General features: G+C 55.7%; 10 protein-coding genes. 8 read left to right on the forward strand and 2 right to left on the reverse strand.

From position 1 onward, the window contains the following. From PHE17_RS12770 to PHE17_RS12785, 4 genes are read left to right on the forward strand one after another with little or no spacing between them, the layout of a single operon-like run. Complete coding sequence (locus PHE17_RS12770) at positions 1 to 300, forward strand: F0F1 ATP synthase subunit C (RefSeq protein WP_301016252.1); 300 nt, start codon at positions 1 to 3, stop codon at positions 298 to 300. Beyond that, the gene (locus PHE17_RS12775; protein WP_301016253.1) at positions 290 to 1096 is read left to right on the forward strand and encodes a hypothetical protein; all 807 of its coding nucleotides are present in this window, start codon (positions 290 to 292) and stop codon (positions 1094 to 1096) included. The genes PHE17_RS12770 and PHE17_RS12775 overlap by 11 nt, the downstream gene beginning before the upstream one ends. Further along, on the forward strand, positions 1089 to 2516 hold the full coding sequence (locus PHE17_RS12780) for an alternate F1F0 ATPase, F1 subunit alpha (RefSeq protein ID WP_301016254.1): 1428 nt from the start codon (positions 1089 to 1091) through the stop codon (positions 2514 to 2516). The genes PHE17_RS12775 and PHE17_RS12780 overlap by 8 nt, the downstream gene beginning before the upstream one ends. Then, positions 2513 to 3394 (forward strand): F0F1 ATP synthase subunit gamma, encoded by an 882-nt coding sequence (locus PHE17_RS12785; protein WP_301016255.1) that lies wholly within the window; start codon positions 2513 to 2515, stop codon positions 3392 to 3394. Before PHE17_RS12780 ends, PHE17_RS12785 begins: the two co-directional genes overlap by 4 nt. A gap of 26 nt (positions 3395 to 3420) precedes the next feature. On the opposite strand, the gene PHE17_RS12790 is transcribed toward PHE17_RS12785, so the two are convergent. Together PHE17_RS12790 and xseA are read right to left on the reverse strand one after the other, a co-directional pair. Then, positions 3421 to 4794, reverse strand: coding sequence for a hypothetical protein (locus PHE17_RS12790; RefSeq protein WP_301016256.1), 1374 nt, complete (start codon positions 4792 to 4794; stop codon positions 3421 to 3423). A 142-nt stretch (positions 4795 to 4936) separates the two neighbouring features. Continuing rightward, complete coding sequence (xseA, locus tag PHE17_RS12795) at positions 4937 to 6283, reverse strand: exodeoxyribonuclease VII large subunit (protein WP_301016257.1); 1347 nt, start codon at positions 6281 to 6283, stop codon at positions 4937 to 4939. A gap of 101 nt (positions 6284 to 6384) precedes the next feature. On the opposite strand from xseA, the gene guaB reads away from it, so the two are divergent. The 4 genes from guaB (at position 6385) to purH (ending at position 15403) form a co-directional block, all read left to right on the forward strand. Further along, the gene (gene guaB / locus PHE17_RS12800; protein ID WP_301016258.1) at positions 6385 to 7845 is read left to right on the forward strand and encodes an IMP dehydrogenase; all 1461 of its coding nucleotides are present in this window, start codon (positions 6385 to 6387) and stop codon (positions 7843 to 7845) included. A gap of 4 nt (positions 7846 to 7849) precedes the next feature. Continuing rightward, a complete protein-coding gene (gene guaA / locus PHE17_RS12805; RefSeq protein ID WP_301016259.1) occupies positions 7850 to 9427 on the forward strand; it encodes a glutamine-hydrolyzing GMP synthase in 1578 nt (525 codons plus the stop codon). Positions 9428 to 9506: 79 nt separating this feature from the next. Continuing rightward, positions 9507 to 13754: a hypothetical protein gene (locus tag PHE17_RS12810; protein ID WP_301016260.1), complete on the forward strand. Its 4248-nt coding sequence runs from the start codon at positions 9507 to 9509 to the stop codon at positions 13752 to 13754. Positions 13755 to 13819: 65 nt separating this feature from the next. Continuing rightward, positions 13820 to 15403 (forward strand): bifunctional phosphoribosylaminoimidazolecarboxamide formyltransferase/IMP cyclohydrolase, encoded by a 1584-nt coding sequence (gene purH / locus PHE17_RS12815; RefSeq protein ID WP_301016261.1) that lies wholly within the window; start codon positions 13820 to 13822, stop codon positions 15401 to 15403. Positions 15404 to 15406 lie beyond the last annotated feature (3 nt).

Here is a 15406-nt window from a genome sequence, read left to right on the forward strand (position 1 = left end):
ATGGATAACATGACCCTGATTGCGATTGCCTCCATCGTTACTGCCGGGTTGACCATTGCCATTGGCGGCATTGGCCCGGCACTGGGGGAAGGCCGCGCCGTTGCTACCGCACTTAGCTCGTTGGCACAACAGCCGGATGCCGCGCCCACCATTACCCGCACGCTGTTTGTGGGGTTGGCGATGATTGAATCCATTGCCATTTACTGTTTTGTGGTTTCCATGATCCTGATTTTTGCCAACCCCTTTTGGAGTCACGCCATTGCTACCATAGCAGCGGGAGGGACAGCTTGTGCTAATTGACTGGTTCACCGTTGGCGCTCAAGCGGTTAACTTCCTGATCCTGATGTGGCTGCTGAAGCGCTTCCTTTACAAGCCGGTGTTGGATGCTATTGACGGTCGTGAACAACGCCTCCTCCGCCAGATGCAAGATATGCAAGCTGCGCAAGCTGCTGCCGCACAGGAGCGCGAGGAATTCGAGCGCAAAAATGCCGAATTCGAGCAGCAACATGCCACTCTGTTGGAACAAGCCACGACCGAAGCACAAGCCGCCCGTCAGCAATTGCTGGAAGCTGCCCGTGCGGAAGCTGCTGCCTTACGTGCCCAATGGCAGGAAGCTTTGGATAGGGAACAGCAAAGCTTGAGCCGTGGCATTGCTACCCGTACCCGCCAAGAAGTGTTCGCCATTACCCGCAAAACCCTGACCGATCTGGCAGATACCGGGCTGGAAGCACGCATGGTCGCGGTATTCATCCGCCGCTTGCAAGCTTTGGGTATGGTGGAAAAAGTGCAAATGTGTACGCCCGCTGGACAAAAGGATTGCCAAGTGCTGATCCGCAGCGCATTCCTGCTGCCGCCCACCGAACAGGCAGCGCTTACGCAGACCGTGCAAAGCATGTTGCCTATCCAACCCAGTATCCGTTTCGAGACTGAGCCGGAGTTGCTCAGCGGCATCGAACTCATCAGCAACGGTCACAAGCTGGAATGGAGCATTGCGGATTACCTGACCGCGCTGGAGGCAAGCATCGGGGACTTGCTCCACACGCTAACGCCTCCCGCTGCTCCGACTGCACCGCACCCGGAACCCGCCCATGTATGACACTACCCTGCACTCCGCACTGGAGGGTGCATTCCAAAGCATCCGCCAAGCGCGTGAAGCCTTCACCCCGCCTTTGCAGGCACGTGAAATCGGGCACGTCAGCAGCGTTGCGACTGGCATTGCCCGCGTTACCGGCTTGCCGAATGTGGGCTTTGAAGAATTGGTGAAATTCCCCGGTGGACTTTACGGCATTGCTTTCGATTTGGCGGAAACCGACATCGGCGTGGTGTTGCTGGGCGATTACTGGCATTTGCAAGCCGGAGATGAGGTGGAACGCACTGGCAGGGTTATGGATGTGCCGGTCGGCGATGCGCTGATCGGGCGTGTTATCAACCCACTGGGCGTGGCGCTGGATGACAAGGGCGTGCTAGCTTTTACCCAACGCTTACCGATTGAACGTCCTGCCGCCCCGATCATGGATCGTGATCCGGTCACTGTACCTTTGCAAACCGGCATCAAGGTGATCGACGCGCTGGTTCCCATTGGGCGTGGGCAACGCGAACTGATCCTCGGCGACCGCCAGACCGGCAAAACCACCATCGCGGTCGATACCATCCTCAACCAGCATGACCAGAATGTGCTGTGCGTGTATTGCGCGATTGGGCAGCGGGCATCTGCCGTGGCGAAAGTGGTTGCGAGCCTGCGTGAACATGGGGCAATGGCTTACACCATCGTGGTGGTCACTGAGGGCAACGACCCGCCGGGGCTGACGTATATTGCGCCTTACGCCGCCACCAGCATTGCCGAACATTTCATGCATCAAGGCCGCGACGTGCTGATTGTGTACGACGACCTCACCAACCATGCGCGGGCTTACCGTGAACTGTCCTTGCTGTTGCGCCGCCCGCCCGGACGTGAGGCATTTCCCGGCGACATTTTCTACATCCATTCACGCCTACTGGAACGCTCTACGCACTTGCGCCAACGTTTCGGCGGTGGTTCGTTGACGGCGTTGCCGATCATTGAAACCGAAGCGCAGAATATGGCGGCTTATATCCCCACCAACCTGATTTCGATTACTGACGGGCAGATTTACTTGTCGCCCAAGTTGTTTGAATTAGGGGTATTACCGGCGGTGGATGTGGGGCGTTCGGTGTCGCGGGTCGGTGGCAAAGCGCAACTGGCGGATTACCGCAGGGTGGCGGGCAGCCTCAAGCTGGCTTACGCACAATTCGAGGAACTGGAAGGTTTCGCCCGCTTTGGTACACGGCTGGATGACAATACCCGCAAGGTATTGGCGCACGGGCAACGCATCCGCGCTTGTCTGCAACAAGCCGAACACCAACCCGTGCCCGTCGCCGCACAAATCAGTCTGCTGCAAGCCCTGAGCGACGGCAAGTTTGATACCGTGCCGTTGGAACAAATGCAGGCTGCCGAACAGCAATTGTATGTCGCCGCCGGTTTCAGGCCAGCGCCATGAGCGACAGCATCGAAACCCTGCGCCACCGGATTGACGGAACTGTTGACCTGCAATCGGTGGTGCATACCATGAAGGCGTTGTCCGCCTCCAACATCGGGCAATATGAACGCGCTGTCCACGCGCTGGAAGCCTATTACCACACCGTCGAATTGGGCTTGGTCGCCTGTTTGCGCCAACCTGACGTGCCGCTGCTGGCAACCGAAACCCAACACAAGAGCGGCATGGCAACCGGGGTGATTGTATTCGGCACGGATCAGGGCTTGGTCGGGCAATTCAACGACGTGTTGGCGGAATTCGTCACCCATGCCCTGACTGGCTTGCCGGGTGATAAACTGGTGTGGGTAGTCGGCGAACGGATGCGTGACAGGCTGGAAGATGCCGAGTTGCCGCTGACGGGGCTGTTTAACGTGCCGAATTCGGTGAGTGCTGTTACCGCGCTGATTGGGCAACTGGTGGTGGCAACAGAAAGCGCCCGTGAGCGCGGCAAAATCAGCGGCTTATACCTGTTCCACAACCGTCCGGGCGCGGTTTCAGGCCATTACGAACCTGTCACCCAACGTCTGTTACCACTGGATGCCGAATGGCAGCGCAAACTGTTGGCTCAACCGTGGCTGACCGACAAGCTGCCCGAACCGCTTGGCTCTAGCCCCAAGACCTTGGCAGCACTGATCCGCGAATACCTGTTCGTATCGCTGTTCCGCGCCTGTGCCGAATCGCTGGCGAGTGAAAATGCTAGCCGTCTGGCAACCATGCAGCGGGCAGAGAAGAATATCGGCGAAATGCTGGAAGGGTTGACGCATAGCTACCATCAACTGCGGCAAGAGGGGATTGATGCGGAGTTGTTTGATGTGGTGGCAGGGTTTGGCAGCGCTTCGTAAAATACCCCCTTGGCTACTTGGGCTACTTATTTATTGAGCGCCAACCGATGCGTATTTTTTAAGGTGCTGTCAGTAACCCATAATTCCCAGCCGTGTTGCGGATCATCATAAGTGACTAGCCATGTTGGTGGTGTTGTATTGAGCGGGAATGGAGTGCCAATTCCCTCAGAATCTTTCCATTCATGCGCTTTCCACCTTGTACGCAAGGGATCAATACCTACGACTTTCGTACCTGCGGGTGTGCCATCGGTTTGCCAGCGTTCGTGTTCTGTACTGAAGTACAAGGGTGAGGAGTGATCCGCTTCATGTGGACGTAGCAACATCGGGTTCATAAATTCCCCTAACAGCACCAATTTGTCGGCATGGGTGCTGGATAAACTCCATAACTGTGAATACTGCCTACTGTACGGACTGTGTTGGGAAAAGGTCGGGAAAATCAGCTTATCCCCTCGCACGACAAACGGGACAGGTATTGCAGGCCAATCTTGTCCGCTATCACCGTTGTATTGACCGCCCTTACTTTCCAACAAGGCTTTTGTTCCGGCGGCTGTACCATCGGTTTGCCATAGTCCCGCTGGGCGTATGCCATCCATTGCCATGTAATAGGCATATTGCCCAAAACTGAATAAATGCGGTGCTTCTTTCCATTCCCCATTCATGAGTGGGACGCTGAGTAAACGTTGTGTGCCTGCGTCGGTTAAATCGGTGCGCCACCATTCGTCAGGATCGTGTTGCCCCATGTCACTTAGGGCAAAGTAGAGGTACTTCCCGAAAAAATGCGATCCATCGACTAACGGTGCATTGCCTTTAAATGTGTGGATGTGTTGTTGCTGCGTTGTTTCGGTATTCAGTGAAAATAACGTCAGCGTATCCATTGCGGCATTCGATTTGCTGACTATTAACAGACCATCATGAGGGGAATCAATCAGGCTGAAATATTCACCTCCGGCAAAATGCGCGATAGCTTGTGTTCCTGCTGCTGTACCGTCTGTGCGCCATAGCGTGGCTGGGTTTGTGTAACCTTGTCCGCTATCATTCGCGATGAAGTAATAGTACGTGGCGGTTTGCAGGGAAGTGGGTTCATATGCGAGTGAGGCATTCACCAGCAACTGTGTTCCAGTTTGTGTGCCATCGCTTGCCCACAACTCAAAACCGTGCTTGCCATCATCGACCCAAAACAGCACCCGTTCGCCGAGCGCATGAAATTTTGGAAGTGAGCCATTGAAATCGGAATGGTTATTGACTGGAAACGTGGCGAGATGTAAATCGTTTTTCGATGCACCATCCGTTTTCCATAAGTTTAATTCTTTATTGCGGTCATCCCAGAAAAAGGCGGGTTCACCTGTATAAGCGGAGAATATGGTGGCTTCGCTAAGATTTTGTGGGTTGCCAATTTCCATCTTGGGTGCGTATGGGTAAATGGCATTTGCGATATTTGCTTGAAAAAGCAAAGTGATAGCGAGTAATAAGCAGTGAATGCTTTTAAAGTTATGACTGCGTAGTTTCACGTTAAACATAGTGCGTCCTCCGTGAGTGGTGGTATTAGGCTATGGGCTGAATTTTTGTGATGATACTCTCAAACCCACAGTCTTTCAGTTGGGTAAACACCGTCTGCCCCAGCCGTAACGGCGCAACGCTGCGGATCACTTGCCCCTCCGCATTCGCCCGCACAATCCCGTAACCGCGTTCCAGTGTTGCCAATGGGCTAAGTGCCTGCAATTGCCCGACCTGTATTTGCAGGTGGTCGCGGGCTTTGTCCAGCCGTTGTTGCATCAGCCGGGGCAGGGCGTGTTGCCAGCGGGTAAGCTGTTCTTGCTGCTGGCGGATGCTGCGGGTAGGGGATTGCGTTTGCAGGCGGGTTTGCAAATTTCCTAGGTGTTGTTGTTGGCGGCGTAGGTGGCGGGTAAACGCGGAGGCAAGGCGCATATCCAATTCATCCAGCCGCTGCGCTTTCTGCTGTAAGCGGTTGGTGGGACGTTGGTTTTCCAACCGTTGTTGCAAGCGCCGGAAGTGTTCGTCCGCCCGTTGCAGGTAACGTTGTTGGATGCGCCCCAATTGGTGCTGCAAGCGTTGGACATGGGTTTGCAGCACCGCCATTTCCGGCCCGACCAATTCAGCCGCTGCCGAAGGTGTGGGGGCGCGGACATCGGCAACGAAATCGGCAATGGTAAAGTCGATTTCATGCCCCACGCCGCTGACGATGGGCAGGGGGCAAGCGTAAACGGCCTGCGCGACATTTTCCTCATTAAATGACCACAAGTCTTCGATGGAACCGCCGCCCCGCGCCAGAATCAGCACATCACAGCGCTGTTCGCGCCCAGCTTGTTGGATGGCTCGCACAATTTGTTCTTTGGAACCTTCGCCCTGCACCGCAACAGGGTAAACCATCACCGGAATTTGTGGGCAGCGGCGTTTCAAGACGTGCAGGATGTCGCGGATCGCTGCCCCCGTGGGTGAAGTAATGACGCCGATGCAGCGCGGGAAGGTGGGTAGCGGCTTCTTGTGTTCGTCGGCAAACAGCCCCTGTGCGTGCAACTTGCGTTTGAGTTCCTCGAACTGGCGTTGCAATGCGCCTTCGCCCGCGCTTTCCATCTGTTCTATCACCATCTGGAATTCGCCGCGCGGTTCGTACAACCCGACTTTGCCGCGTACCAGCACTTTCATGCCGTTTTCGGGGCGGATTTTCAAATACATAGCGCGGTTGCGGAACATTGCGCAGCGGACTTGCGCCCCGGCATCTTTCAAAGTCAGGTAGATATGACCGGATGAGGGTCGGGCGAGGTTGGAGATTTCGCCTTCTACCCACAGGGCAGGGAAGCCGTGGGTCAGCAGGTGGCTGACTTCGCTGTTGAGTTGGGAAACGGTGAAAACGGTACGTTCGGTTTGCATGGCGCGTTTGCTTAGATCGGGTGTAGTTTGATAACAGTTTACCGGGCTAAGGTCAAACCCTATAATAAAGCGCTTATTTTCACAGACCGGACATAAGCCTCATGCGTATCCTTCAGGAAGCCCTTACCTTTGACGACGTTCTTTTAGTACCTGCACACTCCACGGTTTTGCCTGCTGACGCCAGCTTGCAAACCCCTTTGACCCGCAACATTACCTTGAATATTCCGCTGTTGTCGGCGGCGATGGATACGGTAACAGAAGCCCGTCTTGCCATCGCACTCGCCCAAGAGGGCGGCATGGGCATTATCCATAAAAACATGAGCATTGCCGCGCAAGCTGATCAAGTACGCACGGTGAAAAAATACGAAAGCGGTATCATCAAAAACCCGATTACGGTTGGGCCTAACACCACGATCCGTGATGTCTTGGCCTTGACCCGCGCCAATAACATTTCTGGCGTACCTGTGGTGGAAGGCGAAGATTTGGTCGGTATCGTAACCGGGCGTGACCTGCGTTTTGAAACCAAGCTTGATGAACCTGTCAGCACCATCATGACCCCGAAAGAGCGCTTGGTGACGGTGGAGGAGGGCGCAAGCAAAGGCCAAATCCGCAAATTGCTGCACACTTACCGCATTGAAAAAGTGCTGGTCATCAACGACCAATTTCAATTGCGCGGCTTGATTACAGTAAAAGACATCCAAAAATCCACCGACTTCCCGAATGCCTGTAAAGATGACCAAGGCCAGTTGTTGGTCGGTGCAGCGGTCGGTGTAGGTTACGGCACGGAAGACCGCGTGCGGGCGCTGGTCGAAGCAGGTGTAGACGTGATCATCGTCGATACCGCACACGGGCATTCCCAAGGCGTACTCGACCGCGTGTCATGGGTGAAGAAAAACTTCCCTGAAGTCCAAGTCATTGGCGGCAACATTGCCACGGGTGAAGCGGCATTGGCACTGGTCGCAGCGGGTGCAGACGCGGTGAAAGTCGGTATCGGTCCTGGTTCTATTTGCACCACCCGTATCGTTGCAGGCGTGGGCGTTCCGCAAATCTCTGCGGTGATGAACGTGTCGAAAGCGTTGGAAGGCACTGGCGTTCCATTGATTGCTGACGGCGGCATCCGTTATTCCGGTGACATCGCCAAAGCTTTGGCAGCGGGGGCGCATACTGTGATGTTGGGTGGCATGTTCGCGGGCACAGAAGAAGCGCCGGGTGAAGTGGAATTGTTCCAAGGGCGTTCCTATAAATCTTACCGTGGCATGGGTTCTTTGGGCGCGATGGCGAAAGGTTCCAGCGACCGTTACTTCCAAGACGGCTCTGAAAATGCCGCTGACAAGCTCGTACCGGAAGGGATTGAAGGCCGCGTGCCATACAAAGGCCCATTGGCTCCAATCATCCACCAGATGATGGGCGGGGTACGTTCCAGCATGGGTTATGTCGGCTGCAAAGATATGGAAGAAATGCGCACCAAGCCGCAGTTCGTGCGTATTTCCAGCGCGGGGATGCGTGAATCGCATGTCCATGACGTGACCATCACCAAAGAATCACCAAACTACCGGGTGTAATTTCATGACACAAAATATTCATGCTGACCGCGTACTGATCCTCGACTTCGGTTCGCAATACACCCAATTGATTGCGCGGCGCGTGCGTGAAGTCGGTGTTTACTGCGAAATTTACCCGTGGGATGTGGATGCTGACGCGGTAGCCTCGTTCGGTGCGAAGGGCATTATCCTCTCCGGTGGCCCTGAATCCGTCACTGATGCCGAACCGCCGAAAGCCCCGGATAACGTGTTCAGTTTGGGCGTACCCGTGCTGGGCATTTGCTACGGGATGCAGACCATGGCGGTGCAACTGGGCGGCGCGGTGGAAACCTCCGACCATTGCGAATTCGGTTACGCGCAAGTGCGGGCGCACGGGCATACGGCGCTGTTGAAAGAAATTGAAGACCACGTATCGCCTGACGGTTTCGGCCTGCTGGATGTGTGGATGTCGCACGGCGATAAAGTTACCGCACTGCCGGAAGGCTTCAAGCTGATGGCAAGCACGGCCTCTGCGCCGATTGCAGGCATGGCGGATGAAACGCGCCATTTCTACGCGCTGCAATTCCATCCAGAAGTGACCCACACTAGGCAGGGCAAGCGCATCCTGCAACGTTTCGTGCAAGACATCTGCGGCTGCGCGGGTTTGTGGACGACCGCGAACATCATCGAAGAAAACATCCGTACTGTGCGCGAAAAAGTCGGTACGGATGAAGTCATCCTTGGTTTGTCTGGCGGCGTGGATTCCTCCGTGGTGGCGGCTTTGTTGCACAAGGCGATTGGTACGCAATTGACCTGCGTTTTCGTTGACACTGGCCTGTTGCGTTACCGCGAAGGCGACCAAGTAATGGCGATGTTCGCCGAACACATGGGTGTGAAAGTCATCCGTGTGGATGCGGAAGAACGTTTCCTGTCTGCCTTGGCGGGTGTCACTGACCCGGAAAAGAAGCGCAAGATCATCGGCGGCATGTTCATCGAAATTTTCGACGAAGAATCTTCCAAACTAACTTCCGCAAAATGGCTGGCGCAGGGCACGATTTACCCCGATGTGATCGAGTCTGCGGGCGCGAAAACAGGCAAGGCGCACTTGATCAAGTCGCACCATAACGTTGGCGGTTTGCCAGAAAACATGAAAATGGGTTTGGTCGAGCCACTGCGCGAACTCTTCAAAGACGAAGTGCGCGTGATGGGCGTGGAACTCGGTTTGCCGCCGGAAATGGTTTACCGCCATCCGTTCCCCGGCCCTGGCTTGGGCGTGCGTATCTTGGGCGAAGTGAAAAAAGACTACGCCGACTTGCTGCGTTTGGCTGACCACATCTTCATTGAAGAACTGCGCAAACACGACCTCTACGACAAGACTTCGCAAGCGTTTGCGGTGTTCCTGCCCGTAAAATCGGTGGGTGTCACGGGCGATGGTCGCCGTTACGACTACGTGATTGCACTGCGGGCGGTCGAAACCATCGACTTCATGACTGCACGTTGGGCGCATTTGCCGTATGACTTCCTTGATCTGCTGTCACGGCGGATTATCAATGAAATACGCGGTATTTCCCGCGTGGTTTATGATATTTCGGGGAAACCGCCTGCGACGATTGAGTGGGAATAATTGGCGATAGGGGGCATATACTCTATGCCCCCAACAGGTGATAATAGTTCCTAAGAATAATATTTCAGAGGACACCACCATGTTGCGTTTTCTCGCTCTGTTGCTGACTTGCTTCCTGCTTTCTTCGGCACGCGCCGACCCTTTGCCTCCCGACCAAGTTCCCGACCCGCTCAAACCGTGGGTAGGATGGGCGTTGGATGGGCATCAAGATCATGCTTGCCCCTACCTATTTAACGAAGATAGCCGCCAATGCGCGTGGCCCGGACGTTTAGAGCTGCAATTGACCGATAAAGGCGGCACATTTACCCAGCATTGGGAAGTGTATGCAGAAACCGTGGTGCGTTTGCCCGGTGACGTGCAGCATTGGCCGCAGCAGGTGCAAGACAAGGGCAAACAGCCCGTGGTGGTGACAGAAAAGGACAATTACCCGGTGTTGAAATTGCCAGCAGGCAGTTACGACATCACTGGGCAGTTTTTTTGGGACAAGTTGCCGGAAGCCTTGTTTGTTGCCCCGGAAACCGGGTTGGTGCAATTGGCGGTTAATGGTGCGGCGATTGCTACCCCAGAATTCAATGACGAAGGCGGTTTGTGGTTGAACCGCACTAACGATACCGCTAGCGAAGATAACCTTGATGTTCAGGTGTTCCGTAAGGTATCCGATTCGCACCCGCTGGAAGTGACCACCAGCATCCAATTGCGGGTATCCGGCAAGCAGCGTAATGCGGAATTGGCTCCGGTGCTGCTGGCAGATTTTATCCCTCTGCAATTGGATAGCCCGTTACCGACCCGTATGGGGCAGGACGGCAAGCTGCAAGTGCAGCTACGCCCCGGCGAATGGACAATCAAACTGACCGGACGCGCCACCACTACCCTCGACCATTTGGCTTTACCCACCAGTGCCGCCCCGTGGCCACCAGAAGAGGTGTGGGTATTTGAAGCAGACACGCACATCCGCCAAGTGCAGGTGGAAGGCGTGAACAGCGTTGACCCGACGCAAACCCGTTTGCCGGAAGACTGGGCAAGTTTGCCTGCATACTTGCTGACGGCGGGCAGCGCCATGAAGTTGGTGGAACAGCACCGGGGTATGACCGACAGCCCTGCGCAACTGAGCCTGACGCGCCAACTGTGGCTGGATTCCGACGGTGCGGGGTACACCTTGCAAGACCGTTTGGATGGCACATTGGCACAGCAATCACGTCTGGAAGTGTTGCCTGCGATCCATTTGGGGCGCGTGAGCTTGGGTGGTGAAGCGCAATTGATTACCCGCCAAGCACAAGGGCAAGCGGATGGCGTGGAAGTGCGTCAGCGTTCGATCAATCTTGAAGCGGATAGCCGTTATGAGGCGGGGCGTTCTGGCCTGCCAGTCAGTGGTTGGCAGCAGGAATTGCAGAAAGTGACCACGACCCTGCATTTGCCACCGGGTTGGTTGTTGTTCGCGGCGACGGGTACGGATAACTTGCCGGATACGTGGTTGCAGCAGTGGGATTTGCTGGATTTATTCCTTGTGCTGCTGACATTGGTGGCTACGGGTTATTTGTACGGTTGGCGTTGGGGCGCGGTTGCGGGTGTGGCTTTGGCATTGACATGGCATCAGCCCGAAGCGCCGCAATACATCTGGCTGAACTTATTGGCGGTTACGGCGCTGTTGCGTGCCTTGCCGACGGGCTGGATGCAACGCTGGCTGGGTTATTACCGTTGGGTAAGTTTGTTGGCCTTGGTGTTGATTGTGTTGCCTTACACCATCACCACGGTGCGCACGGCCTTGTACCCGCAATTGGAGGAAAGTGCCGCGCTGCGTGATACCGACGGTTTTGGCTTTGGTTTGGGTGGGGCAATGCAGAAGTATGATGCCGTGCCAGCCGCCGCGCCGCCCGGAGTCCCGCTTCCACCACCTGCGCCGTCGCCTGTGGCTGCGGAACCTGCTATGCCTGCGGATGCCGCTGTCGAAATGTCTGGGAAAATGGAAACAGAACAAGCCAATGCTGTTTTGTCGGACTTGGCACAACAAGCCGAACGCAAAATGGCTCCCACCCAAGCAATGGCTGACAAGGGGCGCTACAGTTACGGATCCGCCTCCGTGAGCGGTGGGTTGGATGCCAAACGGGTTGCCAACTTGCGCAATATTGACCCCAACAGCATGATCCAAACCGGGCCGGGTTTACCCAGTTGGCAGGGCAAAACAGTAACGCTGGAATGGTCAGGTGTGATTACTCCAGAAGAGACGGCTAACTTATGGTTGGTTTCCCCGCTGGTTTATTCCTTACTGAAAGTGCTGGGGGTAGCGGTGATGTTGGTCTTGGCTGCACGTTTGGCATTGCTGGCGGGTGATTTCACTGCATGGCGGAAACTGCCGCATATAAGTAATGGGGCGCAAGTGGGCATGGGCTTGTTGTTGGCTTTGCCGCTGCTGTTGTGGTTGCAAACTACGCCTGTGGTCGCTGCGGAATCACCGACCCTGGACAATGCGATGTTGCAAACCCTGCAAGAACGCCTGTTGCGTGCGCCGGAATGTTTACCCGCCTGTGCGCAAATTGACGTGATGGATATTGCCTTACAGGACAATGGCTTGCAGGTGCGTTTACGTGCCCATGCCGCCGAACAGGTCGCTTTGCCGCTGCCGGGGAGCCAAAGTACGTGGTTGCCGCAAACCGTGGTAGTGGATGGCAAACCGGCACAAGCCCTGCGCCGCGATGACGAACAGCAACTGTGGGTGGTGTTGGCGCAAGGCCAGCACGATGTTGTATTGCAAGGCGTATTACCGGCACGCAGCAGTTTGGCCTTGCCATTACCGCTCAAGCCGCACCGCGTGACATGGCAGGGTACAGGTTGGCAAGTGGATGGCATCCGCGATAACGGTGTCCCCGAAGACCAATTGCAGCTTAACCGTACCGCAGCCGTGGCGGATGCAGGCACGCAAGACATGCCGCATTTGCCCGCCTTTGTGAAAATCCAGCGCCGTCTGGATTTGGGGCTGGATTGGTATGTTGTCACCACCATTACCCGTGTTTCTGACAGTGCCGCGCCCATCAGCTTGTCGATACCGCTATTGGTGGGCGAACAGCCGTTGAGCGAGCAATTCACCATCAAGGACAATGCCTTACAAATCAACCTCAAGCCGCAACAAGACAGTTTGGAGTGGACATCACGCCTGCCGCAAACCGGGGAAATCACGCTAACTGCCAGCAAAAACAGCGCATGGCTGGAAGAGTGGCAAGTTGCAGCAAGCACCGTGTGGCATGTGGAGGCTACTGGCCTACCCGTCAACGATTACCAAGAAGATGATGCGCAAGGTGTATTGCTGTGGAAACCATGGGCAGGTGAAACCCTGAAGTTGGCAGTAAACCGTCCACAAGGCACGGCGGGGCAAACCGTCACGATCCTTGCCAGCCAGACCCAGATTGAGGTTGGCAAGCGGGCGCGGGAAGTGAGTTTGCGCCTGAACTTGGATAGCAGCCGTGGTTCGCAACACACCATTACCTTGCCTGACAATGCCGTGCTGAAAAGCTTAAGCATCGACGGCACGAAACAAGCCATCCAGCAACAGCAGGGCAAAGTTATCCTGCCGTTGCTGCCGCGCAAACAGGAAGCGGTACTGGAATGGCAGGAAGCGGGGGCGATGCCGACCCGTTACGCTTTCCCCGCGCTGGACTTGGGTTTGCCGAGTGTGAATAGCGAATTCCACCTGCAACTGCCGGAAGACCGTTGGGTATTGTGGGTACAAGGGCCATTGGCAGGGCCTGCTGTTTTGTTTTGGGGCATGTTGGGTGTATTGCTGGTGTTCGCGCTGGTGTTGGGACGTTCTGGGCTTACCCCGCTGAAAAGCTGGCAATGGTTCCTGCTCGGTATCGGTTTGAGCCAAAGCAGCCCTTACCTGATGGTACTGATGGCCTTGTGGCTGATTGCCTTGGCAATGCGTGGCAAATGGTCGGGTGAATTGCCGTATTGGAAATTTAACCTCATGCAAATCGGCTTGGTGTTGCTGACGCTGTTTGCGCTGCCATCCTTGGTGGGGGCGGTGGCAAATGGGCTACTGGGAACGCCGGACATGCAGATCGCGGGCAATGGTTCGTGGGCGCAAAATCTCATGTGGTATCAGGACCGGGCGGGTAATACCTTGCCGCAACCCGCAGTGATCAGCGTCCCGATCCTGTATTACCGCTTGCTGATGTTGGCATGGGCATTGTGGTTGGCAGTGGCGTTGTTGGGTTGGCTGCGTTGGGGCTGGCAAGCCTTGAATCATGGCGGTTTGTGGCAAGCTAAACCGCCCAAACCACCGAAACCACAGCCAGCGGCAGCGCAAGCAGAAGGGGAGCCGCAACAAATCTGACATTGCAGGGAAACAGGCATGGACATAGAATACTCTGTTTTTCATTCCCCCCAGAGATTCACACGATGACGACTGTTTCCAACCTGCCCGTAACCCGCGCCTTGTTGAGCGTTTCCGACAAGGCTGGCGTGGTGGAATTCGCCCAATTCCTGCATAGCCAAGGCGTTGAACTGCTTTCTACCGGCGGCACTGCCAAATTGCTGGCGGCTGCGGGCATCCCGGTAATTGAAGTTTCCGACCATACCGGCTTCCCCGAAATGATGGATGGGCGGGTGAAAACCCTGCACCCGAAAATTCACGGTGGCATCCTCGGTCGTCGTGGTGTGGACGATGCCATCATGGCAGAACACGGTATTGGGCGTATCGACCTGATCGTGGTTAACCTGTACCCGTTTGAAGCCACCGTATCCAAGCCCGGTTGCAGCTTTGACGACGCTGTGGAAAACATCGACATCGGCGGCCCGGCAATGGTTCGCGCCAGTGCCAAAAACCATGCCCACGTCGCCATTGTGGTTGAACCCGGCGAATACGGGCGCATCCAAGCCGAAATGGAAACCAGTGGCGGCTGCATCAAGCCTGAAACCCGTTTCAGCCTCGCGGTCAAAGCCTTTGAACACACCGCACGTTACGATGGCATGATTGCCAACTACTTCGGCGCACGGGTGGATGGTGCAACGCACGAACAGCCCGCAGCGTTCCCACGCACTTTCAGCCTGCAAGTTGAAAAGAAACAAGACTGCCGTTACGGTGAAAACAGCCACCAAGCAGGTGCGTTTTACGCTGAATACGATGCTCCGGCGGGCTGCATTGCCAGCGCCACCCAAGTACAAGGCAAGGAATTGTCTTACAACAACATTGGCGATACCGATGCGGCGCTGGAATGCGTGAAGCAATTCACCGCCCCGGCCTGCGTGATCGTTAAGCACGCCAACCCGTGTGGTGTGGCAGTCGGCGCAAATATTCTGGAAGCCTACAACCGCGCTTACAGCACTGACCCCGAATCCGCATTCGGCGGCATCATCGCCTTCAACTACCCGCTGGATGGCGAAACCGCGAAAACCATCGTCGACCGCCAATTTGTCGAAGTCATCATTGCACCGGGAGTTTCACCAGAAGCAGTAGCAGCGGTTGCCGCGAAAAAGAACGTGCGCCTGTTGACCGTGGATATGTGGGGTGCTGAAAACCCTAACCGTCTGGATTACAAGCGTGTTAACGGTGGCCTGTTGGTACAAACCGCTGACATCCCGTTACTGGATAAACTGACCGTCGTCAGCACGCGCCAGCCGACTGAAAGCGAATTGAGCGACCTGCAATTTGCGTGGAAAGTTGCCAAGTTCGTCAAATCCAACGCGATTGTTTACGCGAAAAACGACATGACCATCGGTGTGGGCGCAGGCCAAATGAGCCGCATTAACTCCGCACGTATCGCTGGTATCAAGGCCGAACACGCAGGTTTGGTTGTGCCGGGTTCGGTCATGGCATCGGATGCTTTCTTCCCATTCCGTGACGGCATCGACAGCGCGGCAGCAGCAGGTATCAAAGCGGTAATCCAACCGGGTGGTTCCATGCGCGATGAGGAAGTCATTGCGGCTGCGAATGAGCATGGCATGGCGATGGTCTTTACCGGAATGCGCCACTTCCGCCATTAATCC

This window comes from Thiothrix sp. (assembly GCF_028714775.1).
In the GTDB taxonomy this organism is placed as follows: domain Bacteria; phylum Pseudomonadota; class Gammaproteobacteria; order Thiotrichales; family Thiotrichaceae; genus Thiothrix.

What these genes read in the sequence shown, in the direction of transcription:
- PHE17_RS12790 (WP_301016256.1), bottom strand. Translation starts at nt 4,794, where the DNA reads ATGGAAATTGGCAACCCACAAAATCTTAGCGAAGCCACCATATTCTCC.
- PHE17_RS12770 (WP_301016252.1), top strand. Translation starts at nt 1, where the DNA reads ATGGATAACATGACCCTGATTGCGATTGCCTCCATCGTTACTGCCGGG.
- PHE17_RS12810 (WP_301016260.1), top strand. Translation starts at nt 9,507, where the DNA reads ATGTTGCGTTTTCTCGCTCTGTTGCTGACTTGCTTCCTGCTTTCTTCG.
- PHE17_RS12780 (WP_301016254.1), top strand. Translation starts at nt 1,089, where the DNA reads ATGTATGACACTACCCTGCACTCCGCACTGGAGGGTGCATTCCAAAGC.
- guaB (WP_301016258.1), top strand. Translation starts at nt 6,385, where the DNA reads ATGCGTATCCTTCAGGAAGCCCTTACCTTTGACGACGTTCTTTTAGTA.
- xseA (WP_301016257.1), bottom strand. Translation starts at nt 6,283, where the DNA reads ATGCAAACCGAACGTACCGTTTTCACCGTTTCCCAACTCAACAGCGAA.
- PHE17_RS12785 (WP_301016255.1), top strand. Translation starts at nt 2,513, where the DNA reads ATGAGCGACAGCATCGAAACCCTGCGCCACCGGATTGACGGAACTGTT.
- guaA (WP_301016259.1), top strand. Translation starts at nt 7,850, where the DNA reads ATGACACAAAATATTCATGCTGACCGCGTACTGATCCTCGACTTCGGT.
- purH (WP_301016261.1), top strand. Translation starts at nt 13,820, where the DNA reads ATGACGACTGTTTCCAACCTGCCCGTAACCCGCGCCTTGTTGAGCGTT.